At 57.4% G+C, this 21,913-nt stretch carries 20 protein-coding genes; 12 read left to right on the top strand and 8 right to left on the bottom strand.

Annotation, left to right across the window (positions count from 1 at the left end; genetic code table 11):
* The first annotated feature begins 30 nt into the window (after positions 1–30).
* Positions 31–654 carry a helix-turn-helix domain-containing protein gene (locus AC2FFF_RS04780; protein WP_142633550.1) on the top strand — a complete coding sequence of 208 codons (624 nt, stop codon included), beginning with the start codon at positions 31–33 and terminating at the stop codon, positions 652–654.
* Here the strand turns inward: AC2FFF_RS04780 and AC2FFF_RS04785 are convergent.
* Together AC2FFF_RS04785 and AC2FFF_RS04790 are read right to left on the bottom strand one after the other, a co-directional pair.
* The gene (locus AC2FFF_RS04785; RefSeq protein ID WP_142633552.1) at positions 643–879 is read right to left on the bottom strand and encodes a hypothetical protein; all 237 of its coding nucleotides are present in this window, start codon (positions 877–879) and stop codon (positions 643–645) included. The two genes, AC2FFF_RS04780 and AC2FFF_RS04785, sit on opposite strands and share 12 nt — an antisense overlap.
* Positions 880–1,443: 564 nt before the next feature.
* Entirely contained in the window at positions 1,444–3,270 is a 1,827-nt protein-coding gene (locus AC2FFF_RS04790) for an extracellular solute-binding protein (RefSeq protein WP_281972021.1), read from the bottom strand.
* A 291-nt stretch (positions 3,271–3,561) separates the two neighbouring features.
* On the opposite strand from AC2FFF_RS04790, the gene AC2FFF_RS04795 reads away from it, so the two are divergent.
* Together AC2FFF_RS04795 and AC2FFF_RS04800 are read left to right on the top strand one after the other, a co-directional pair.
* The gene (locus AC2FFF_RS04795) at positions 3,562–4,335 is read left to right on the top strand and encodes a 3-hydroxybutyrate dehydrogenase (protein ID WP_142633555.1); all 774 of its coding nucleotides are present in this window, start codon (positions 3,562–3,564) and stop codon (positions 4,333–4,335) included.
* Positions 4,336–4,353: 18 nt separating this feature from the next.
* Positions 4,354–5,379, top strand: a complete 1,026-nt coding sequence (locus AC2FFF_RS04800; RefSeq protein ID WP_281972022.1) for a patatin-like phospholipase family protein — start codon at positions 4,354–4,356, stop codon at positions 5,377–5,379.
* Here AC2FFF_RS04800 and AC2FFF_RS04805 read toward each other — a convergent pair whose 3' ends face one another.
* From AC2FFF_RS04805 to AC2FFF_RS04820, 4 genes are all read right to left on the bottom strand, one after another.
* The gene (locus tag AC2FFF_RS04805) at positions 5,380–6,057 is read right to left on the bottom strand and encodes a DUF502 domain-containing protein (protein ID WP_142633557.1); all 678 of its coding nucleotides are present in this window, start codon (positions 6,055–6,057) and stop codon (positions 5,380–5,382) included. It abuts the gene before it with no gap.
* A 64-nt stretch (positions 6,058–6,121) separates the two neighbouring features.
* Positions 6,122–7,036 (bottom strand): pseudouridine-5'-phosphate glycosidase, encoded by a 915-nt coding sequence (locus AC2FFF_RS04810; RefSeq protein ID WP_271947324.1) that lies wholly within the window; start codon positions 7,034–7,036, stop codon positions 6,122–6,124.
* Complete coding sequence (locus tag AC2FFF_RS04815) at positions 7,033–7,926, bottom strand: PfkB family carbohydrate kinase (RefSeq protein WP_281972023.1); 894 nt, start codon at positions 7,924–7,926, stop codon at positions 7,033–7,035. The genes AC2FFF_RS04810 and AC2FFF_RS04815 overlap by 4 nt, the downstream gene beginning before the upstream one ends.
* Before the next feature lie 56 nt (positions 7,927–7,982).
* Complete coding sequence (locus AC2FFF_RS04820; RefSeq protein ID WP_281972024.1) at positions 7,983–8,603, bottom strand: thiamine phosphate synthase; 621 nt, start codon at positions 8,601–8,603, stop codon at positions 7,983–7,985.
* Positions 8,604–8,756: 153 nt separating this feature from the next.
* Here AC2FFF_RS04820 and AC2FFF_RS04825 point away from each other — a divergent pair, with 153 nt between their 5' ends.
* From AC2FFF_RS04825 to AC2FFF_RS04840, 4 genes are all read left to right on the top strand, one after another.
* Positions 8,757–9,500 (top strand): RNA methyltransferase, encoded by a 744-nt coding sequence (locus AC2FFF_RS04825; protein WP_281972025.1) that lies wholly within the window; start codon positions 8,757–8,759, stop codon positions 9,498–9,500.
* A 62-nt stretch (positions 9,501–9,562) separates the two neighbouring features.
* A complete protein-coding gene (ctaA, locus tag AC2FFF_RS04830) occupies positions 9,563–10,708 on the top strand; it encodes a heme A synthase (RefSeq protein ID WP_281972026.1) in 1,146 nt (381 codons plus the stop codon).
* A gap of 5 nt (positions 10,709–10,713) precedes the next feature.
* Entirely contained in the window at positions 10,714–12,183 is a 1,470-nt protein-coding gene (locus tag AC2FFF_RS04835; protein WP_281972027.1) for a carboxypeptidase M32, read from the top strand.
* 196 nt (positions 12,184–12,379) lie between these two features.
* Positions 12,380–12,874 (top strand): hypothetical protein, encoded by a 495-nt coding sequence (locus AC2FFF_RS04840; protein ID WP_271947312.1) that lies wholly within the window; start codon positions 12,380–12,382, stop codon positions 12,872–12,874.
* Positions 12,875–13,014: 140 nt separating this feature from the next.
* Here the strand turns inward: AC2FFF_RS04840 and gyrA are convergent, their stop codons facing one another.
* Positions 13,015–15,711: a DNA gyrase subunit A gene (gene gyrA / locus AC2FFF_RS04845; protein WP_271948064.1), complete on the bottom strand. Its 2,697-nt coding sequence runs from the start codon at positions 15,709–15,711 to the stop codon at positions 13,015–13,017.
* 224 nt (positions 15,712–15,935) lie between these two features.
* On the opposite strand from gyrA, the gene AC2FFF_RS04850 reads away from it, so the two are divergent.
* Together AC2FFF_RS04850 and AC2FFF_RS04855 are read left to right on the top strand one after the other, a co-directional pair.
* Entirely contained in the window at positions 15,936–16,205 is a 270-nt protein-coding gene (locus tag AC2FFF_RS04850; protein ID WP_142633572.1) for an usg protein, read from the top strand.
* Between the two features lie 103 nt (positions 16,206–16,308).
* Positions 16,309–17,004: a lipid-binding SYLF domain-containing protein gene (locus AC2FFF_RS04855; RefSeq protein ID WP_281972028.1), complete on the top strand. Its 696-nt coding sequence runs from the start codon at positions 16,309–16,311 to the stop codon at positions 17,002–17,004.
* On the opposite strand, the gene AC2FFF_RS04860 is transcribed toward AC2FFF_RS04855, so the two are convergent.
* On the bottom strand, positions 17,005–17,958 hold the full coding sequence (locus AC2FFF_RS04860; RefSeq protein ID WP_271947308.1) for a radical SAM protein: 954 nt from the start codon (positions 17,956–17,958) through the stop codon (positions 17,005–17,007). It lies immediately after the preceding gene.
* 163 nt (positions 17,959–18,121) lie between these two features.
* Between AC2FFF_RS04860 and zwf the strand changes: the two genes are divergently transcribed.
* The 3 genes from zwf to pgi are packed head-to-tail and all read left to right on the top strand — an operon-like array spanning position 18,122 to position 21,856.
* Complete coding sequence (zwf, locus tag AC2FFF_RS04865; RefSeq protein ID WP_271947306.1) at positions 18,122–19,570, top strand: glucose-6-phosphate dehydrogenase; 1,449 nt, start codon at positions 18,122–18,124, stop codon at positions 19,568–19,570.
* On the top strand, positions 19,567–20,238 hold the full coding sequence (pgl, locus tag AC2FFF_RS04870; protein ID WP_281972029.1) for a 6-phosphogluconolactonase: 672 nt from the start codon (positions 19,567–19,569) through the stop codon (positions 20,236–20,238). Before zwf ends, pgl begins: the two co-directional genes overlap by 4 nt.
* Positions 20,239–20,242: 4 nt before the next feature.
* Positions 20,243–21,856 carry a glucose-6-phosphate isomerase gene (pgi, locus tag AC2FFF_RS04875; RefSeq protein WP_281972030.1) on the top strand — a complete coding sequence of 538 codons (1,614 nt, stop codon included), beginning with the start codon at positions 20,243–20,245 and terminating at the stop codon, positions 21,854–21,856.
* Positions 21,857–21,913 lie beyond the last annotated feature (57 nt).

Below are 21,913 nucleotides of genomic sequence, written 5' to 3' on the forward strand. Positions count from 1 at the left end.
GCGGGACAGGCTGGCCCTATAGAGTGGCGCATGAGAACCAAAGAGCAGACATCTCTGATCCGAATTGCCCGAAACTCGGGCGAGCACACAGAGGTCGAACCGCTGGACCTTGGCGTCCGTGTGCGTGAATTGCGCAAGGCGCGCAACTGGACTTTGGAACAAGCGGCCAATCAGGCGGGATTGGCGCGTTCAACACTCAGCAAAATCGAAAACGGGCAGATGTCGCCTACATACGATGCGCTGAAGAAACTGGCGATCGGGCTGGAAATCTCTGTTCCGCAGCTGTTCACGCCGCCACAGCGCGAGCAGGTGATCGGGCGTATGGCTGTGACCCGGATGGGGCAAGGCACCAGCCACGCAACCACAACATACGAGCACGAACTGCTGGCTGAGACGCTTACGAAAAAGCAGATGCTGCCCTATCGCGCCCGTGTACGTGCCCGGTCGATGGATGAGTTTGACGGGTGGGTCCGCCACGATGGCGAAGAATTCCTGTACGTGCTGACGGGTGTCGTTCGCCTGTATACCGAGTTCTACGAACCCGTCGAAATGCGCCGCGGTGACAGCGCCTATTACGACGGCAGCATGGGGCATAATGTCGTTTCGGTCAGTGAAGAAGACGCGATGATCCTGTGGGTGACGTCACTTACCTAGATGTTTGGTGACTTCACGGGTTAGCGCTTCGGTGAACAGGAAATCCTCAAGCTCTTCATGTGCCTCGTTCACCGTCAGATGATGGCGTTCGGCCAGATAAGCCTCGAATTGCGCACGGTCGCGCCCGACCGCATCCATGTCTCGGTCGCGCAAATTGGGAAACCGCCGTTTTGCACGGGCGTACATTTCATTCCAATCTTGCGTCAGATCGTTCCACTTAAACATCAATTGGGCTTTCTGTTTGTCTGGCTACAGATCTGCTCGGCCCTGAATTCAGGGTACGAATGGTGTTTGCAGGTAGGGCTATGGCAAAATGTCGCACCTTGAGCGTGCGAAGTTTAAATCAGTTAGGCCCGCCACAGGAAATCTGAGACGGGCCTACGGACCAAATAGTTTTGAGTGAGTGGAGGCTGGTCCGAAAATACTGTTCCTGATGTTGTAACACAGCTATGTGTCGGTAATGTTTGGCGTAATTCAAATTGGATACATTTGTACTAGTCGCAGGCTATATCTTTCGAACCCGTTACGTAAAGCCCCTTGTTGAAATTTTTCAAATTTGTCTGAAACTAGGGATCGCATCAATTTATAGCGGAATGCCCACAGCCTTTACCTGCATGTCGTGGTACTGCGGGTCTGTGCCAGAATCCGCCGAAGGGTATGAGACCCACACAGCAAACGCCGAACGGGTCTTATTGCATCACATCTGCAGCGGTTGCGATCCTCTGGAACGAGATTGGCACGGACAGTTAGCAATTAGGAAAGGACGGGGCCGCCTCTTTTGAGGCGCTGCTATTCCTCGTACCACCAGACCTGCGGCATGTATTCCGGCCCGTCACCGTATATGGGCAGGGTTTCCGGCTGTTTCAGCTCACGCGCATGTGCAATCCGGCCGACGTCAAAGCTCCAGATCGGGATGACATACCGGCCAGCGGTTAGAACGCGATCCAGCGCGCGGGTCGCAGACACGAAATCTTCGTGGCTTTCAGAGGCCAGCATCGTATCGATCAAACCGTCCACTGCTGGCGACTGAACCCCCATCAGGTTACGTGTTCCTGCCGTGTCAGCATTTTCACTGCCCCAATACAGGCGTTGTTCGTTACCCGGCGACAGGGAAAGAGCCCGGCGAAATGGGGTCATGTCAAAATCATGCGCATCCATCCGAGAGGTGTATTGTGCGTCGTCGATTTTTTCGACTGTAAGCTCGATGCCAAGCCGTTCAAGCGTACGCGCATAGATTTCGGCGATCGTTCCGACATTCTGGACAACGTTGAGGCTGCCCTGGCTGATGACCATGTCAACGATGAACGCTTCGCCATCTGCGTTTCGCAACACGCCATCCTGAACTGTCCAGCCAGCCTCTTGCAGAAGCTTGGTTGCCTTGCGCAGATTGGCCCTGTTGCGTTCCGAACCGTCACCTACCGGCAGCTCGTAACCTTCCAGCGTACCGGGCAACAGTGTATCGGCGTACGGCTGCAGCAGTTCAGCCACCTGACCGGTGGCAGTACCGGGTTGCATCGCCAGATCCGAGCCCGAGAAATACGAGGTTATCCGCGGTTGCGCGCTTCCGGTGACGGTGTCGTTGATGAATTCGAAATTGAAAGCCAGAGTCAGAGCCTCGCGCACGCGCCAATCATCGAAGGGTGGCTTGCGCGTATTCATGACAAATCCGGTCATGCCCGAAGGCTTGCGATGCGGGATTTCGGTTTTCAGCACATCGCCGCGCTGTACCGCGGGGAAGTCATACTGGTTGTTCCACTTATCGGCGTTAAACTCGCGCACGGCTGAGAGCTCGCCTGCTTTGAAGGCCTCGAATGCGACTGTGCCATCCCCGTAGAACTCGATCCGCATCTCATCCAGATTCATGGTGCCGCGCCGAAACGGAATGTCAGCGCCCCAGTAATCCGGATTGCGACGCAGGTTCACATACCGTCCGGCTTCGTACCCGTCGATGACATATGGTCCAGACCCCAAGGGGATGTCTTGCAGCGGCGCGTCGGCAAAGTCTTTACCCTCCCACTGTGCCTTCTGAAGGATCGGGCGCATCCCGGCGATCAACGCAAGCTCGCGGTCGGGGTCGTTAAACGTGATGCGGACGGAACGCGGTCCGGTTTGTTCGATACTGTCGATCTTTCCCCAAAGGCCGCGATATCTCAGATGCCCTTCGGTTCCCAAAGTCTCATATGACCATATGACATCCTCGACAGTGACTGGTGACCCATCCGAGAATCGGGCATTCTCTCGCAGGGTAAATTCGACCCAGGATCGGTCTGGAGCCGTCTCAACTGATTCGGCTAACAACCCGTAAAGAGTGAAAGGTTCGTCCCAGGAACGCCCCATCAGGCTTTCATGGGTCCAAAATCGCAACTGCCAGGGTGACGTGCCTTTTTGCACAAACGGGTTAAGGCTGTTATAGCCGCCGGTATTTCCAAATACGACTTTGCCGCCTTTGGGTGCATCAGCGTTGACATAGGGTAGCGACACAAAATCCGGTGGTAGGGCAGGGTCGCCATACATAGCTATGCCATGGGTCGATTCTGCATGGGCTGCTGCAACGGCAAAAACACTAACGATTCCCGCGATCATAGGGCGAACGGGGCGAAGGAAATCGGGGCTCATTTTGGAAACAATCCTGCTCTGGCCTTATTTTGTTGGGATTCACCGTAGCCATGATTTTTCATATTATCAAACTTTTAGCTTGGACGAAGGCGTAGAATTGCTTATAAAGGGCGTACTGCTCGATAGGTTTCTTGCCTGTATGAAACCTGCCTCAATAACTTAACGCCCGCTTCGTGCGGGCGTTTTTTTTGTGCGATTTTCGCTGATACAGCGCCCTCAATCTTTCCCCGTTTTCTTTGCAGGTGCAGCATGGCACTGTGCCGTCAACACGGAATCTGACGGAGAGCACCCATGAGTCTTTCGGGCAAAACAGCAATCATCACAGGATCGAATTCGGGCATCGGGCTGGGCATCGCCCGCGAGTTGGCCAAAGCCGGGGCGGATGTGGTGCTGAATTCGTTTACTGACCGCGACGAAGATCATGCTCTGGCCGCAGAGATCGGGCAGGAAACCGGAACCAACGCGCGCTATATCAAAGCGGACATGTCCAAGGGTGACGAGTGTAGGGCGCTGATCGAAAAGGCTGGAGCCTGCGATATCCTGGTCAACAATGCCGGCATTCAGCATGTGGCGCCGATTGATCAGTTTCCAACCGACAAATGGGACGCGATCATTGCGATCAACATGAACTCGGCCTTTCACACCACTGCCGCCGCGTTGCCGATGATGCGCAAGGCGGGCTGGGGACGGGTGGTGAATATTGCATCGGCCCATGGGTTGACGGCATCGCCTTTCAAAGCCGCCTATATCGCGGCCAAGCACGGTGTTGTCGGGATGACCAAAACCGTAGCCCTCGAGACCGCACAAGAGCCGATTACCTGTAATGCGATTTGCCCGGGATATGTGCTGACGCCGCTGGTCGAAGAGCAGATACCCAATACGATGAAAGAATACGATATGAGCCGTGAGGATGTCGTGAAGAATGTCCTGCTAAAGCGGCAACCTTCGAAAGAATTCGCTACGGTCGAACAACTGGGCGGTACGACGATCTTTCTGTGCTCGGATGCGGCGGCGCAGATCACCGGCACGACGATTTCAGTTGATGGCGGGTGGACCGCGCTCTGAGCCTTGGGGAGTAGGGCAGTGATACGTATCAATCTGGCTTTGCAGGGCGGCGGCGCGCACGGCGCGTTCACTTGGGGTGTGCTGGATCGTCTGCTGGACGAAGATGATATCGAAGTCGCGGCGATCACCGGAACATCGGCAGGTGCACTGAACGGTGCGGCCTATAAGTCTGGCATGGTACGGGGCGGCCGGGAGGGCGCGCGCGCCAATCTTGATGCGCTCTGGGCTCGTATGGGGGCCGTCGACGATACGAACCTGACCAACTGGATGCGTGCGTTTGAGCCCTCACATATCGCACAGTCCATCGAAAATTCGCTGCCGTTTGCTGTAGGCGACGCCTGGTCGCGATTGGTTTCGCCTTATGCCTATGGGCCGTTCTACCGTAACCCCTTGCAGCCCGTGGTTGAGCGCTTTGATTTCGATGAAATATGCGCTGCCGAAGGTCCGCGTCTGTATGTCTGCGCGACATGCGTGCGCAGCGGAAAGATACGGGTGTTCACAGGGAATGAGCTGTCGACTGAGGCCATCCTTGCTTCCGCCTGTTTGCCAACCCTGTTTCAGGCGGTCGAGATATTCGATCCAAAATCGGGCCGGACCGAGGCTTACTGGGATGGCGGATATACCGGTAATCCAGCTCTGTATCCCTTGTTCAATTCCGATCTGCCCGAGGACGTGGTGATCGTGAACATCAACCCTCTGGAACGGGAAGAAATCCCCAAGACGCCGCAGCAGATCCAGAACCGGATCAATGAGATTGGCTTTAACTCATCGCTGTTTCGGGAACTGAGGGCCATAAGCTTCGTTCAGCGCTTGCTGGAAGATGGCAAGCTGAAAGCGGGCGAAATGAGCCGTGTTCTGGTTCACATGATTGCCGATGACGCGTTGATGAATGACCTCTCGGTCGCGACCAAGACAGTGCCCAACCCTGTGGTCCTGCATAAGCTCAAAGAAGCTGGCCGCAATGCAGCTGATCAGTTTTTGACAGATCACAAGGCCGATCTGGGTGCACGCAGCACGGTCAATCTGCCGGAAATGTTTGGATAGTCACTCTGGTGGCTGGGTCGGGTCTTTGTCGTTCGGGTAAACAAGACCGGCCGAAATCACCAGCTTGGCGGCATCTTCGATCGACATGTCCAATAGGATGACGTCCTCGATCGGAAAGAACAGCAGGAACCCCGATGTCGGGTTGGGTGTCGTCGGAATGAACACGCTGTACAGATCGCCACCCGCTTCTGCGCGTTCGTTGACTTCTCCCTTGGCGGTGGTCGAGACGAACCCGATGGCCCAGATGCCACGGCGCGGATATTGAACCAGACAGGCTTTTTCAAATGACCGTTCAGTCTGGGCAAAGACGGTCTCGGAAATCTGCTTGATGCCTGAATAGATGGACCGGATGACCGGCATCCTGTTCACCAGGCTTTCGGTGAACGAGATAAAGGACCGGCCCAGGATGCCCTTGGCAACCCAGCCAACCACGACGGTGAACACCAGAAAAAAGATGACACCTACACCGCGCAGGTTGATGCCAACATATTGTTCAGGCTGGAATTGGTGGGGAACCAACGGCAGGACCGCACTGTCGATCCAGCCGACAACAGACCAGATCAGCCAGATCGTCAACCACACCGGCGCAATAACGACGATGCCCGTCAGAAAGGACGCGCGCAGCCGTGAGAACAGGCCGGGCTGTCGGTTGGGTTCTTCGTCAAAAGGAGTGTTCATTACGGTCCTGAGTGGCTTGCGAATTTAGTTAAGCAGTCCTTGGCCTTGGTACAATAGCTATATGTTAATCCGCCTTGGCGGACAGGGCGCGGGCGATCCCGGCTGCCAGGCGGGCATTGTTGCGGACCAATGCGATATTGGCGGTCAGAGAACGACCTTCGGTCTGCTCATAAATCCGTTGCAACAGGTAGGGTGTGACCCCTTTACCGCTGATCCGATGCACATCTGCATCCGCCTGTGCCGAGGCGATGATCGGGGCCAGTTCCTCGGATGGGATCTGATCGGCCTCCGGGATCGGATTGGCGACAAGTTGGCCGCCGGGCAGGCCAAGCGCGCGTCTGGTCGCATGTGCGTGCGCGATGTCTTCCGCACTGTCCATGCGCAGAGGGGCTGCCAGCGGGGATTTTGCCGACCAGAAGGCCGGAAATTCGTCCTGGCCATAGGCAATGACCGGAACGCCCAGTGTTTCCAGAACCTCAAGCGTCTTGGCCAGATCGAGGATGGCTTTGGCGCCTGCGGCAACAACCGTGACCGGGGTATGGGCCAATTCGTGCAGGTCAGCAGAGATATCGAACGAGGTTTCAGCCCCTTGGTGGACGCCTCCAATACCGCCGGTGGCAAAAACGTCGATCCCGGCGTGATGGGCGGCGATCATGGTTGCGGCGACCGTTGTTGCACCGGTCCCACCGGTTGCCATGCAGGCGGCCATATCGGCACGGGACAGTTTGGCGACCCCATGCGCTTGGCCCAGTGCTTTCAACTCTTCGGTTTCCAGACCGACGTGAAGCGTACCATTGATCACCGCCATGGTGGCTGGCACCGCGCCCGCCTCTCGAATGTCTTGTTCAACCTGTGCCGCAACCTCGATGTTCTGCGGGTAGGGCATACCGTGGGTGATGATCGTGCTTTCCAGCGCAACGATAGGTTGGCCTGCGTCTTTGGCGGCGCGGACCTCGGCAGAATATTGAATGTTGATCACAGTGGGGTTTCTCCGGAAACGTAAGTTGCGGCGGCATGCAGGGCACGTGACAGGGCCTCATCGCTTGGGGCACCGGTGGCCTCGGATGCGATATGCGCCGCCATGAATGTATCACCCGCGCCGGTCACACGGGTGACTAGAACGGATGGGGGTTTTTGGGTCAAGATTTCCTCAGCGCTGGCAACGGTTGCCGAACTGCCGCCATCAGTCACCAGCACGCGCAGCGCGCCGCGATCTAGCAGCCCCTTGGCGGCGCTTGCCGAATCCGCGAATTCGCGCTGGCACAGGATGCCAGCTTCTTCGAGGTTCACATAAAGCGTCGCGCGGGCATGTTTGAGGAAAGGCAGCAGGCGATCGGCCTTGCCGGGTGAGGCCGGTGCCACGCGCAGGTCGGCCCCGGCGAAGGCTGGGCTTTGCGCGATTTCTTCCAAAAGCGACAGCGTCAGGTTGCCATCCAAAGCAACAGGACCATCGAATGGCATGGTCTCTGTGCCTAATGGGCCTTGCATCAGGGGTTTCAGAATTTTTGCCCCTGCAGCCTCAAGTGAATGGGCGTCCGCAATCGCGGCAATCAACCCATTGGCGCCCTCGACAGCCATATATCGGTCGGTCGGCAGGTCCTGCGAGCGATAGATGTGATCCGTTACCATCCCTAGCCGGGCGCAGGCATTGACCAGCTCATCCCCTTCGGGATCGCGGCCAATGGCGGTCAACAGGGTGGGCGTCATGCCAAACCGCACCAGCGTCATGGCAATGTTCATCGCCACGCCACCGGGCAGGCGGGTGATCCGCCCGGGCACGTCCGACCCCTGCCGCATGGCGCTGGCAGAACGTCCGATCACGTCCCACAGGACAGAACCGATACAAAGAATTTCGCTGTTCTGAGTCATGTCGACGTCATGCCGCAGCCCCGGCGTGGGTGCAAGGGTTAACGCTCACATCCTGCTCAGCCCATGGCGGTGATCAGGTCGTTCAGTCCAGCGGCCGGGTTATCCTGTGACCAGATCTCATCCCCGATGCCAAAGAAATCGGTGAAGGGGCTGAGGTCGCGGATCAATTCGGGGGTCAGGCCACCTTCTGCCACAACCGGCACTTCGATCATCTCGGACCACCACTGGAACAGATCGTGCTCGGCCACGGTTCCGTCACCCAAAGAGGACGTACCAACCGGGCCAAAGGCCACATAATCCGTCCCGGCCTCACCAGCCGACATGCCGTCATGGCTGGAGGTGCCGCAGAAGCAGCCGACAATGGCATCGGCACCCAATTCCTTACGCACATACCGGACCGAGCGCGCGCCATCATCCAGATGCACCCCATCCAGACCCAGACGCTGCGCCAACAGGACGTGGTTGGAAATCACCAGCGCCACGTCCCGTGTATGTGCCACCTCGCGGCAGGCATCAGCGGCACGGGCAATCGTATCCTCGTCATTTCCCGCAAGGGCCAGTCGGATACAGGCGATTTCGGTGCTGTCCAGAACGCGGGCCAGTTGGTCGGGGAACGTGCTCAACGTGATGGTCGGCGGGGTGATCAGGTAAATCTGCGGCTGCTCGGGGGTGTCCATCGGCGCGTCCTTAGCTTTAAGTCTTTTGCGCGGTTTAGCGGATTGCGGGCCGGAAGCAAACTTTTATGCCTGTTTCAGGCAGAATTGGCGCCGCCAATGGCTTGCCCTGCGTTGGCGCGACGATTACAGCAGGCGCAGTTTTCGGAGACAACCATGCCCAGCGACAAATCCCAGCCCTCATTTGTACTCGTGCGCCCGCAGATGGGTGAAAACATCGGTGCCGCCGCGCGAGCGATGTGGAATTTCGGGCTGGACCGGATGCGGATCGTGGCCCCACGTGATGGCTGGCCAAACCCCAAGGCGGTGGCCATGTCCAGTGGGGCGGGCCGTCTGCTGGATGAGGCGCAGCTGTTTGACGATCTGGCTGGCGCACTCTCCGACAGCACCTATGTCTTTGCCACCACGGCCCGCCAGCGCGGGTTGACCAAGCCGGTCTTCAGCCCCGAACGGGCTATGCAGATCGCGGCCGAAAAGGTCGCTGCGGGCGAAAAAGTCGCCGTGCTGTTCGGCCCGGAACGGGCAGGGCTTGAGAATGAGGATATCGCCAAGGCCAATGCCATCATCTCGGTCCCGGTGAATCCGGAATATGCCTCATTGAACCTTGGACAATGCGTGTTGCTGACCGCCTATGAGTGGATGCGTCAGACAGGCGACGTCGTGCATGAGGCAACCGATCTGGGCAAAGGCGACTGGGCCACAGGCATCGAGGTCGAAAAACTGGTCGAACATTATGAAGACCGGCTGGAAGAGGCGGGGTTCTTTTACCCCCCCGAAAAGGCCGAAAGCATGAAGACCAATCTGCGCAATCTGTGGTCACGGATGCGAATGACGCGGGCGGATGTGCAGATGTTGCACGGGGTCATGCGTCAGATGGTCCGTTGGAAAGACAAAGGGTAAGGCTGGACCTCGTCCCATGGTGGTCCTAGCTTGCAACGAAATTCAAGACACATGAGGAACGCATGAGCGGCAAGCGCAGCATCTTCGAAGAGGTCTCAGACTCTGAAAAACAACAAGCGGTTCAACCTGGTATGATTGACCGGGGCCGCGGTGGTGCGCGTAAGGCTATCCGGGCCTGGCTGATGATCCTGTTTGCGCTTGTGGTTGTGATGATTGCGGTGGGTGGGCTGACCCGCCTGACCGATAGCGGGCTGTCGATTACCGAATGGCGCCCGCTCACAGGGGCTGTCCCGCCGATGACCGAAACCGACTGGCAGGCCGAGTTCGACAAGTACAAGCAAATCGACCAGTGGCGCATCCAGAACCAGTGGATGGAGCTTGCGGATTTCAAATCCATCTATTGGTGGGAATGGGGCCACCGCCAGCTGGGCCGCGTGATCGGGCTGGTCTGGGCGCTTGGCTTCTTTGGGTTCCTTATTGCGCGCAAGATACCCACCGGCTGGACCGGCAAGCTGGTGATCCCCGGTGCCTTGGGTGGGGTACAGGGCGCCGTTGGCTGGTGGATGGTCGCGTCCGGCGTGACGCAGGGCGAGGGGATGATCGCCGTTGCCAGCTATCGCCTGGCGATCCATCTGGGTCTGGCCTTTGTGATCTTGGGTTTCCTCGCCTGGTATATGTTCGAACTTGGCCGGGAAGAGCGTGACCTGATGCAGGCCCGCCGCGCGAAAGAGGCCAAACTGTTTTCCCTGTCTACCGGCCTGATGCATTTCGCATTCCTGCAGATCCTCATCGGCGCACTTGTCGCAGGTATCGACGCTGGGCGGTCTTATACCGACTGGCCATTGATCGGCGGGCAGATTTTCCCGCCGGACGCGGCGATACTGGAACCGATGTGGCGGAACTTTTTCGAAAGCCCCGGGCTTGTGCAGTTCATCCATCGTTGCGCGGGTTATCTGCTGTTGATCTTTGCCATCGTTGTCTGGCGGCGTGGCAATTCCAGTGCGCATCCGCAAACGCGCTTTGCCTTCAACATGATGTTCGCTGCCTTGTCGCTGCAGGTGGTTGTCGGGATCATGACCGTGATCTACGCGGCCCCCTGGCAGATCGCCATTTTCCATCAGTTCATGGCCGTGATCGTGTGGACTCTGATCCTGCGTGCGCGCTTCCTGACAGCCTATCCCATCGCAACTTCGATCCGCGGAGCCTGACCCAGATGACTGCCTATGATAAACTGATGGCCTTCCAACGTGAAACTTCAGCCCTTGGTCAGATTGCCGGGCGTCTGGGATGGGATCAGGAAACAGTTATGCCGCGCGGCGCAGCACCGCAGCGCGCAGAAGAAATGGCCGCGATCGAATCTGTTTTGCATGCCCGACGGTCTGATCCGCGTGTGGCAGAGTGGCTGGAGCAGGCCGACCCGCAGGACGATGTCGCCCGCGCGCAACTGCGCGAGATCCGCCGGTCCTATGAGCGGACCGTGAAAGTGCCCGCCGATTTGGCCAAGACCATCGCACGCGTTACCTCAGCCGCGCAGGGCACATGGGCACAGGCGCGCGCCGATGAGGATGTGGCGGCCTTTTTGCCCGTGTTGGAAGAGGTTGTGGCGCTCAAACGTCAGGAAGGTCAGGCCCTGGCACAGGGCGGTGATGTCTATGACGCCATGGTCGAAGATTACGAGCCCTATACGACCGGCACTCAGATCGCTGCGATCTTTGACCAGATGCGTCCGCGTCTGGTAGCATTGCGAGCAGCCGTACTGGATCAGCCCGGACCGGCCGCCCTGACTGGGACGTTTGACTCAGCGACCCAGATGCGCCTGTCACAGAAGCTGGCCACCGGATTCGGTTACGACCTGAACACTGGCCGGGTCGACAAGGCCGTTCACCCGTTCAGCTCGGGCAGCGGATTGGACGTGCGGATCACCACGCGCACCAGCGAGACCGATCCGTTCAACTGTTTCTATTCAACCATTCACGAGGTCGGCCACGCCGCCTATGAACAGGGCATCGACCCAGCCTACCTTTTGACCCCGCTGGGGCAGGGCGTGTCGATGGGCGTGCACGAAAGCCAGAGCCGGATTTACGAAAACCAACTGGGTCGATCACGCGCCTATACTGGCTGGCTGTTTGGCCAGATGGTCGAGGCTTTTGGCAGTTTCGGCGTCGCCGATGCCGATGCGTTCTATGCCACGGTCAACCGGATCCATAACGGCTATATCCGCACCGAGGCGGATGAGGTGCAGTACAACCTGCACATCATGCTGCGCTTTGATCTTGAGCGTGCGTTGATGAGCGGCGATCTGCAGGTCAGAGACCTTGAGGGTGCATGGAATGACCGGTTCAAGGCCGATTTCGGCTATGCGGTTGATAAGCCCTCGAACGGGTGTCTGCAGGATGTCCATTGGTCCGTCGGTCTGTTCGGGTATTTCCCGACCTACTCGCTGGGCAATGTCTATGCCGGATGCCTGAATCAGGCTCTGCGATCCGCGCTGCCCGATCTGGATACTCAACTGGCCGAGGGTGACACGTCGGGCGCCACCGGTTGGCTGCGCGAAAACCTCCAACGCCACGGCGGCCTTTTCGCCCCACGCGAGATCATCCAACGCGCAAGTGGAATGGAACCGGGTCCAGAACCACTGTTGGAGTATCTGGAGCAAAAGTTTGGATCGTTGTACGGGTTGTGATAGTGGGCCTAACTGGGCCTGACCAGACAACGCACTCAATCGTACACCCAATTCGTGATAGGAGACGAAAGCTTGCTCTGAGCCCAAACCTGCCGAGAAAGCGCCAACCTGCTTATAAGTTGACACTTGTCAAGGATCGAGACTTTTAGTTCACCTACTCTGACAATGGATTGTCCACTACTTAGGCGCTTCCGACATGAACGGATTTATCCAAATTGGTATAGCAATCAGTATTATAGTTTGGGCAGTTCCCTCAACTGCCCAGAGGGCGAATCCCCATTTGATCTACGAAGAGAATTGCGCATCTTGTCACCTGCCGCATGCAGGAGATTTTGTCTCCGAAAAATTGATTGTGTCAGAAAGCGGCATTGTCGGAAAAGCTTCTGGTCGTCCCGTCATTGATTATCTGAAGGCAGGACACGGCGAGTTGTCAGACGAAGAAATCAATGTGCTGATAGAACAGTTTGAGTTCATCCAAGAATCTGGCCGTCTATTCCAAGAAAAATGCATTATTTGCCACGACAACGCCGCCGAATTTGCGCGCCAAAAGTTGATCTTGCGCGATGACATAGTTACGGGCCGGTACACAGACAGAGATGTCGCAGAGTTTTTGTTGCAGCACGGACGGCTTGATGCTTCTGAGGCACAAAAGATGGTTGAGGTCCTTATGCGCCAACTTCAGGTAAAATAAAGAGCATCAAAATACCACGCGATGCAGGTCGGTTCTTAGCCTTAATTCGGGCATTAGGTCTATGCATTGATAGGCAGTTTTGTCCGCACACCAGACACCCAGAAACATCGCCGAGGCCAGAGAGCCTCGGCTTTCATTGCTTATTCTTCCGTCTCGTCCTCATCACCCTGATCTGCGATCCAGGCAACGGATACGACCTCTTCGCCTTTGCCGGTGTTGAACACCTTCACGCCACCTGCTGACCGCGAGCGGAATGAGATGCCTTCGATCGGGACCCGGATCGACTGACCCTTGGACGTGGCCAGCATGATCTGATCTTCGATATCGACCGGGAACGACGCCACAAGTGCCCCGCCGCGCATCGCCTTATCCATCGCCGCAACACCCATGCCACCGCGCCCGCGAACGGGGTAGTCGTGGCTGGAGCTCAGCTTGCCCGCACCGCCCGTGGTGATCGTCAGGATCATGTTCTCGGCCGCAGACATCTCGGCATAGCGTTCCTGCGTGATGGTGCCGGGGGTTGCTTCATCCTCATCCGTCTCACCGTCATCGGCGATGCCTGCCACTGCGCGGCGCATCTTGAGATAGGCGGCGCGTTCATCCGGATCAGCTTCAAAGTGGCGGATCACCGACATCGAGACGACACGGTCGCCACTGCTCAGCCTTATGCCCCGAACACCGGTGGATTCGCGTGAGTTGAATACGCGAACATCAGTGGTGCGGAACCGGATTGCGCGGCCCGAATTGGTGACCAGCATCACATCTTCGTCTTCAGAGCAGATGCGTGCATTCACCAGTTCGATGCCTTCGGGCAATTTCATCGCAATCTTGCCGTTGCGGCGGACATTGGTGAAATCCGACAGTCGGTTCCGGCGCACATCACCTGCGCTGGTGGCAAAGATGATCTGCAGGTTTTCCCATTCTTCGTCCGGCACATCCACGGGCATGATCGCCGCGATGGAAACCCCGGTCGGAATCGGCAGGATGTTGACAATGGCCTTGCCCTTGCCAGTGCGCCCGGATTGCGGCAGACGCCAGGTTTTGAGCTTGTAGACCATCCCGTCAGTGGTGAAGAACAACAACTGTGTATGCGTGTTCGCCACGAAGAGGTTGGTAACGACGTCCTCTTCCTTGGTCTGCATTCCCGACAGGCCCTTGCCACCACGTTTTTGCGCCCGGAAATCGGCCAGCGGAGTACGCTTGATGTAGCCACCCGACGTGACGGTCACGACCATGTCCTCACGCTCGATCAAGTCCTCGTCTTCCATGTCGCCGGACCAATCGACGATCTCGGTGCGACGGGGCACGGCAAACTGTTCACGCACGCTGCGCAGCTCGTCCCCGATGATCGACATGATGCGCTCTCGCGAGGACAGAATATCCAGGTATTCCTGGATCTTACCCGCCAGTTCTTCCAGTTCGTCCGTAACCTCTTTGACACCGATCTGGGTCAATCGCTGCAGGCGCAGGTCGAGGATGGCGCGGGCCTGAACTTCGGTCAGGTTATAGGTGCCGTCGTCGTTCATCATCGACAGAGGGTCGTCGATCAGGCGCAGATAGCTTTCGATCTCAGCCGCGGGCCAGCGGCGGGTCATCAGCTTTTCACGCGCTTGCGCGGCGTCAGCGGATGACCGGATGGTTGCAACCACCTCATCCACATTCGAAACTGCCACGGCCAAACCGCACAAGATGTGACTGCGTTCGCGGGCTTTGCGCAGGTCGTACGCAGTGCGACGGGCAACAACGTCTTCGCGGAAATCGATAAAGCTGGTCAGGAAGCGGCGCAGGGTCAACTGCTCGGGCCGGCCACCATTCAGCGCCAGCATGTTGCAGCCAAACGAGGTTTGCATCGGCGAAAAACGGAACAGTTGGTTCAGAACCACTTCGGGCGTGGCATCACGTTTCAGTTCGACCACAACGCGTACGCCGTTACGGTCGGATTCGTCCTGAACGTGGCTGACGCCTTCAATCCTCTTCTCACGCACGGCCTCGGCGATCTTTTCGATCATCGAAGCCTTGTTCACCTGATATGGAATCTCATCAACCACGATGGCATAGCGGTCTTTGCGGATTTCCTCGACGCGGGTCTTGGAGCGGATTATGACGCTGCCGCGCCCTTCCAAATAGGCTTTGCGCGCGCCGGACCGGCCCAGCATTACGCCGCCGGTCGGGAAGTCGGGGCCTGGAACATACTCGATCAGCTGCTCGGACGTCAGATCGGGATCGTCGATCAGGGCTAGGGTGGCGTCGACCACCTCACCAAGATTGTGCGGCGGGATATTGGTCGCCATGCCCACGGCAATGCCGCCAGCGCCGTTGACCAGCATGTTCGGGAACCGTGCGGGCAAGACTGTCGGCTCTCTGTCTTTGCCGTCATAGTTGTCCTGAAAATCGACGGTGTCTTTCTCGATATCCGCCAGCAGAGAGGCGGCGGGCTTGTCCATCCGAACTTCGGTATAGCGCATGGCCGCCGGGTTATCGCCGTCCATCGAGCCAAAGTTGCCCTGACCATCCAGCAGCGGCAGCGACATCGAGAAATCCTGAGCCATCCGCACCAACGCGTCATAGATCGCGCTGTCGCCGTGTGGGTGGTATTTACCCATTACGTCGCCGACCGGACGGGCCGATTTGCGATAGGATTTGTCATGGGTGTTTCCGGTCTCGTGCATCGCGTAAAGGATGCGCCGATGTACCGGTTTCAACCCATCGCGCAGATCAGGAATCGCACGGCTAACAATGACCGACATCGCATAGTCCAGATAGGACGTGCGCATTTCGGATTCGATGGAGACCGTCGGGCCACCGTAAACGGGGCGTTCTGGTGGGTTTTCATCCATATTTTCAGGAACTTCTGGCGTATCGCTCACGTAAACTGCCCGTTCTGTATGCAGACTCTATATCTTGTGGATACACCTTATCAGACCCGGCACATAAGGTGCAAGCAAGCAACCATTTTGCAAGTGAGAAACTCCGGTAACATCACGGTAACATATTGTTAACTAAGGATTAGGGTGTTTTCGTGATACAATAGGCGGACCTTGCAATTAATATTGAGGTCGAAATGGAGCGCAGCGAAACGGAATTGATGCTTAAAGGATATGGGCTGACAACGGCGGAATTATTCTACCACATGCCCGACTATATCCATGTTCTGAACACCTTCATCTGGCAGGAATACGATCTGGCGCCGGATCATCCGAAACTGTTCGAGTTCATTGATTTCTGGCAGCGAGAGATCGAAGGTCCCTTACATTCCGTAAAATTCACCCACCGTAAGATGATCGCGCCCGGAGAGTGGCGCAATCAAGTTGGCGAGTTTCGGGTGAATTAGCCGCCCTGACAGATTATTGGCTGTGCAACGAAAGGGCGTGTTCGATTTGATTTTCTTAGGCTAGGGTCGTGTCCAAACCATTGATCAGCTAAGGAAATGCCGCATGCCCAGAATGTTGCTGTTTGTCGCCGCCGTTTTGCTTGGTGAGCCAGTCGCCGCTGAGGGAGTTTTGGACAAGATCAAAAAAGGCGCGGCAAACGCGGCTGACGTTGTCGGGCAAGGGGCCGAAACCGTTGGCGAGACAATCGATAAAGGCGCGAAAGCTGTTGAGGGTACGGTCGACTCGACCACCGAATTGCTAAGCAATGAGGCCACTCCGGAAGAGACGCGCGCCAAGCTGGACACATTGGCCACGCAGATTCTGGATCAGTTGCTGGCCGAAAATCCCGAAGCGCATGCGCTGTACGAGGTCTGTGCCGGCTATGCCGTGTTCGACTCGCGCAAGGTTACGGTGTTTCCAGTCTCGGCTGGGTATGGGCGGGGTGTGGCGGTGTCAAAGGACACCGGCCAGCACACATATATGAACATGGGAACAGGCGGCGTGGGTGGCGCGATCGGCATCGGCGGCTTTGAATCCAAGTTTGTGATCATGTTCGAAACCCCTGCTGATCTGGATAAGTTCATCACCCAGGGCTATGACGCGACGGCCGAAACCCGCGCCATGTACGGCGATGAAAACACGACGGAAACCGTGCGCTTCACCGATGGCCGGTCTTTTTTTGAACTGTCCAAGAAAGGGTGGCGCGTGGCAGCGGGCGCGTCGGGCTCAAAGTTCTGGAAATCGCCGGAACTGAACTGATCACCCCGAACAGCTGGCCCCGCCCAGGACGCAGAATTTGGCACAATGCGGATGGTTAAGGTGCACGTCCGTTTCCGCTTCGGCCAGCGTATGCCCCATCTCGAACTCCGGCTCATAAGGCAGCAACGTGCAGGCCAGAACGGCCGGTTTTTCAGCGCCCTTGCGTTTGACCACCATCCGGGCACTGGCGCACATCACAGTCGCGGGTGATTTGTCCAAGATACCCCAGCAGGCGGTGGTGATTTCCGGCACTTCCACGGTCTCGTCCATTTCCGGGAAAAGGACCGTTCGCGCAGGGTCATGCGCGTCGATGCCAAACCCGTGGCGGTTGAATAACGTAGCATATCCCTGACGGCTTTTTTCATCGTCCTCGCCCCATACGGTTCTGCCGGCAACAGCCATCCGGAATCCGCCATCGCGTAGCCACTTCATACCTTCCAAGGTTTTGTCAAAACTGCCTTTGCCACGTTCCTTATCGTGCAGGTCGGCACGATAATGGTCGAGCGATACCCGCAGCGTCAGTTTCCCAGCGTAGTCGCGCTGAAGTTCAGTCAATCCCTCGCGCATCTTCTGGCGCATCATTGGCCGCATCGCGTTGGTCAGGATCAACACCTCATAGCCGCGTTCCAGCGCCGCGCGTGCCATCTCGATCATGTCGGGGTTCATGAACGGCTCACCACCGGTAAAGCCAATCTCACGCACGGGCCAGTTTCTGTCTTCGATCTGGTCCAGATAGTCGCGCACTTCATCCGCCGAGATATAGACCAACGCATCATTGGTCGGGCTGCTTTCGATATAGCAGTTCACACATTCGATGTTGCACAAAGTCCCGGTATTGAACCAGAGCGTCTCGGGGTTGGTCAACGCCACCGAGGCACGAGTCTGGCCATCCGCTGTCACCAATTTGTTTTGAAACTTGCCGATATTGACGATCTGAGGGGCGTTGTCTTTCATTCCGGTTTCCGGTTCTTTTCTGTTGTCACCTTGAATTAGAGGTTTCAGACCGTTTCGCAAAGTGAGACATGGGTGAACTGACAGAGAATTGATGTCGCGGAAATCCGCAAAAATGGTTGCGCTAACATTGGACATTGAGCATAGGGTAAGGTAAGGAAAACACATGGTTTCTCGCGTCATACCTGTAGACCCCTTTGATCTGGTCATTTTTGGCGGAACCGGCGATCTGGCGCAGGGTAAAATCCTGCCCGCTCTGTTTCGCCGGTTTTGTGCTGGCCAGTGGGCTGAAGGCGCGCAAGTAATCGGGGCGGCCAGAACGGATTACGACCGTGACAAGTTCCGCAATTTGGTCCGCAACTCGCTTGAGGCACATGCCGGACGACACAGTCTGGACACTGCTGCGTTGAACGCGTTTTTGCAGCGGGTTGATTATGTGACATTGGATGCTGTTGCGGATCATGGCTGGGCCGAGCTTGCGCGGAAACTTCAGCCGAATCGGGTTCGGGCGTTCTATTTTTCGGTGGGGCCGCGGTTGTTTGGCCCTCTGGCGGAACGGATCGAGGCGTATGATCTGACAACGCCGCAGACGAGGATCGTGGTTGAAAAACCCTTTGGCCATGATCTGGAAAGTGCGCGGGCTTTGAATGCCACGCTGGCCGCGCATTTCAGGGAAAGTCAAATCTATCGAATCGACCACTATCTGGGCAAGGAAACCGTCCAAAACCTGATGGCTGTTCGGTTCGGCAACATGTTGTTCGAACCACTTTGGAACAGCCAGTATGTCGACCATATCCAGATCACCGTAGCCGAATCCGTCGGAATTAACGGCCGTGAAGAGTATTACGAGCGCGCAGGCGCAATGCGCGACATGATGCAGAACCACCTGATGCAGCTTTTGTGCCTGATCGCCATGGAACCTCCGGCCAAGTTCGACCCGGATGCGGTGCGTGATGAAAAGCTCAAGGTCATTCGCGCTCTGGACCCGGTAAAGCCGCATCATATCGTGCGGGGGCAGTTTGAGGGCGAAAGTTCAAGTTACCGCAAAGCCGTTGGAAATCCGCGCTCGACCACGGAAAGCTATGTGGCGCTGCGGGCGCATATCAGCAACTGGCGATGGGCGGGAACACCGTTCTACTTGCGCACGGGCAAGCGCCTTGTGGCCCGGTCTTCGGTGATCAATGTGATGTTCAAAGACGCGCCGCACTCGATCTTTGGAGCGGATGCCGGGCGTCATGCGAATGCGCTGTCGATCCGCCTGCAGCCAAATGAGGGCATCACGCTGAAAGTGACGATCAAAGAGCCCGGGCAAGGCGGCATGCGTTTGGTCGACGTGCCCTTGGATATGAGCTTTGCCGAGGCATTGGGCGCCGAGAATCAGGACCCGCCAGACGCCTATGAACGTCTGGTGATGGATGTGATCCGAGGCAATCAGACGCTGTTCATGCGCGGTGATGAGGTCGAGGCCGCCTGGGCCTGGACAGACCCGATCATCGCAGGATGGCAGGCGCGTGGCGACGTGCCGAAACCTTATGAGAGCGGCAGCACTGGGCCGGGCGACGCCGAGCTGCTGATGAAACGGGACGGTCGCCGTTGGCAAGGGATAAACCCATGAAAGTTCAGGAATACGCCGACCGGGATATGCTAGCCATCGACGTGGCCAATGCTATCGCCGGAGATCTTGAGGCGGCGCTGCTGCATCACGATCTGGTCTCTTTTGCTGTGCCGGGCGGTACCACACCCGGGCCGGTCTTTGACGGATTGTGTGCCGCTGATTTGGATTGGGACCGGGTCCGAATTCTGCCAACGGATGAACGGTGCGTGCCCAGCGACAGCGATCGCGCAAATGCGCGGCTGATCCAAGAGCGTTTGCTGACCAATCGCGCCTCAGTCGCGCAATATGTGCCTCTGTATCTGGATGGCAAAGATCCGGAATCGGTGCTGCCCGAAATTGAGAGCTTGATTGCGCCCGTGCTGCCTCTTTCGGTTCTCATGCTGGGTATGGGCGAAGATATGCACACCGCCTCGCTGTTTCCGGGGATGGACGGGTTGGCCGCCGCATTGGACGGACATGCGCCACCTTTGGCCGTGGCCCGACCAGAAGTTCAGCCCGAGGCGCGGATTACATTAACGGCTCCGGTCTTGGATGGCGCATTGTCTAAGCATCTGGTGATTTTCGGGGAAGCCAAACGCAAGGCGCTGGACCGAGCCATGTCCCTGCATCCCAAAGAGGCACCGATTGCTGCTGTGTTGGGCGGCATGACGGTCCATTGGGCGGAGTAGAGTTATGAACCTGGATACTCTCAAGGCATTTGCGTCAGATGGCGGTCGTTCCATTTTGGACTTGTTCGAACAAGACGTGGATCGGGCACATGTTTTCTCGGCCTCGACGGGCGATATGCTGTTTGACTATTCAAAGACGCAGATTGACACGGATATTCGCGCGGCCCTGATCCGCCTATGCGACGAGGCGGGGCTTGCCGACAGGCGCGACGCGATGTTTGCGGGTGCCAAGATCAATGAAACCGAAGAACGCTCGGTTCTGCATACGGCATTGCGGAATCTGGATGGCGGTCCGGTCGACGTGGATGGTCTGGATGTCATGCCTGGCGTTCTGGATACGCTGCAGCGGATGCGTGTCTTTGCCGAAGAGGTGCGCGGTGGCGCGGTGGCCGGGGCAGGGGGCAGCTTTACCGATGTGGTGAATATCGGAATTGGTGGGTCTGATCTGGGACCGGTTATGGCCACGCATGCACTGGCTCCGTATCACGACGGGCCGCGGCTGCACTATGTCTCGAATGTAGACGGGGCACATATTGCCGATGTTCTACGGCAGCTGGATCCGACGCGGACACTTGTGATTGTCGCGTCCAAGACGTTCACGACCATTGAAACCATGACCAATGCCCGCACCGCGCGCGCCTGGATGGTCGATGGCGGCGGGGAGCCGGCCCGACAGTTTGCTGCGGTTTCCAGTGCTTTGGACAAGACTCAGGCCTTTGGCATTCCCGAACAGCGCGTGTTTGGTTTCGCCGATTGGGTCGGCGGACGTTATTCGGTTTGGGGGCCTGTGGGCCTGCCGGTGATGATTGCCGTAGGCTCGACGGCCTTTGACGCGTTTTTGCGTGGTGGACAGGCAATGGACGTGCATTTTCGCGCCGCCGATTGGTCCGAGAATATGCCGGTGATGTTGGCTTTGACCGGTATCTGGCATCGGCAGGTTCTGGGATATGCCAGCCGGGCCGTGCTGCCATACGATCAGCGTCTCCTGCGCTTGCCCGCATATTTTCAGCAGCTCGAGATGGAGTCGAATGGCAAATCCGTTGCCATGGACGGCAGTGCGCTGACCATTCCTTCGGGTCCGGTGGTCTGGGGTGAGCCTGGTACCAATGGTCAGCATGCGTTTTATCAGCTGATCCATCAGGGCACAGACGTTATCCCTTGCGAATTCATGGTCGCTGCCGAGGGACATGAACCCGAGCTGACCCACCATCACCGGCTGCTGCTGGCCAACTGTCTGGCCCAGTCCGAGGCGCTGATGCGCGGCCGATCGCTGGACGAGGCGCGGCAGCGCATGGCCGACAAAGGGTTGACGGGTGAAGAATGCGAACGTCAGGCCCGACATCGGGTGTTTGCTGGCAATCGTCCCTCGACCACGCTGATGTACCCCAAGCTAACGCCTTTTGTTCTGGGTCAGGTCATTGCCCTGTACGAGCATCGCGTATTCGTCGAAGGGGTCCTGTTGGGGATCAACTCTTTTGACCAGTGGGGCGTTGAACTGGGCAAGGAACTGGCGACTTCACTGGGGCCAATCGTGGACGGTGCAGAAGGTACCGAGACCAAAGACGGGTCAACCGCCGCCCTTGTTGCCTATGCCATGTTGCACCGGGAAACCGAATAAGAGCCAGCTTTGCAGCCCTTGCATGACGCATTCTTCTATTGTCAGACAATTAAATGC

The sequence above is a fragment of the Ruegeria sp. YTSA226 genome (assembly GCF_059609905.1).

Excerpts from the sequence above, each read along its gene's own strand:
- AC2FFF_RS04850 (WP_142633572.1), top strand. The coding sequence starts at position 15,936 with ATGGAGCGCAGCGAAACGGAATTGATGCTTAAAGGATATGGGCTGACA.
- AC2FFF_RS04860 (WP_271947308.1), bottom strand. The coding sequence starts at position 17,958 with ATGAAAGACAACGCCCCTCAGATCGTCAATATCGGCAAGTTTCAAAAC.
- AC2FFF_RS04795 (WP_142633555.1), top strand. The coding sequence starts at position 3,562 with ATGAGTCTTTCGGGCAAAACAGCAATCATCACAGGATCGAATTCGGGC.
- AC2FFF_RS04835 (WP_281972027.1), top strand. The coding sequence starts at position 10,714 with ATGACTGCCTATGATAAACTGATGGCCTTCCAACGTGAAACTTCAGCC.
- AC2FFF_RS04820 (WP_281972024.1), bottom strand. The coding sequence starts at position 8,603 with ATGGACACCCCCGAGCAGCCGCAGATTTACCTGATCACCCCGCCGACC.
- zwf (WP_271947306.1), top strand. The coding sequence starts at position 18,122 with ATGGTTTCTCGCGTCATACCTGTAGACCCCTTTGATCTGGTCATTTTT.
- AC2FFF_RS04840 (WP_271947312.1), top strand. The coding sequence starts at position 12,380 with ATGAACGGATTTATCCAAATTGGTATAGCAATCAGTATTATAGTTTGG.
- ctaA (WP_281972026.1), top strand. The coding sequence starts at position 9,563 with ATGAGCGGCAAGCGCAGCATCTTCGAAGAGGTCTCAGACTCTGAAAAA.
- AC2FFF_RS04805 (WP_142633557.1), bottom strand. The coding sequence starts at position 6,057 with ATGAACACTCCTTTTGACGAAGAACCCAACCGACAGCCCGGCCTGTTC.
- AC2FFF_RS04780 (WP_142633550.1), top strand. The coding sequence starts at position 31 with ATGAGAACCAAAGAGCAGACATCTCTGATCCGAATTGCCCGAAACTCG.
- AC2FFF_RS04785 (WP_142633552.1), bottom strand. The coding sequence starts at position 879 with ATGTTTAAGTGGAACGATCTGACGCAAGATTGGAATGAAATGTACGCC.
- pgi (WP_281972030.1), top strand. The coding sequence starts at position 20,243 with ATGAACCTGGATACTCTCAAGGCATTTGCGTCAGATGGCGGTCGTTCC.
- AC2FFF_RS04855 (WP_281972028.1), top strand. The coding sequence starts at position 16,309 with ATGCCCAGAATGTTGCTGTTTGTCGCCGCCGTTTTGCTTGGTGAGCCA.
- pgl (WP_281972029.1), top strand. The coding sequence starts at position 19,567 with ATGAAAGTTCAGGAATACGCCGACCGGGATATGCTAGCCATCGACGTG.
- AC2FFF_RS04790 (WP_281972021.1), bottom strand. The coding sequence starts at position 3,270 with ATGAGCCCCGATTTCCTTCGCCCCGTTCGCCCTATGATCGCGGGAATC.
- AC2FFF_RS04825 (WP_281972025.1), top strand. The coding sequence starts at position 8,757 with ATGCCCAGCGACAAATCCCAGCCCTCATTTGTACTCGTGCGCCCGCAG.
- AC2FFF_RS04815 (WP_281972023.1), bottom strand. The coding sequence starts at position 7,926 with ATGACTCAGAACAGCGAAATTCTTTGTATCGGTTCTGTCCTGTGGGAC.
- gyrA (WP_271948064.1), bottom strand. The coding sequence starts at position 15,711 with ATGGATGAAAACCCACCAGAACGCCCCGTTTACGGTGGCCCGACGGTC.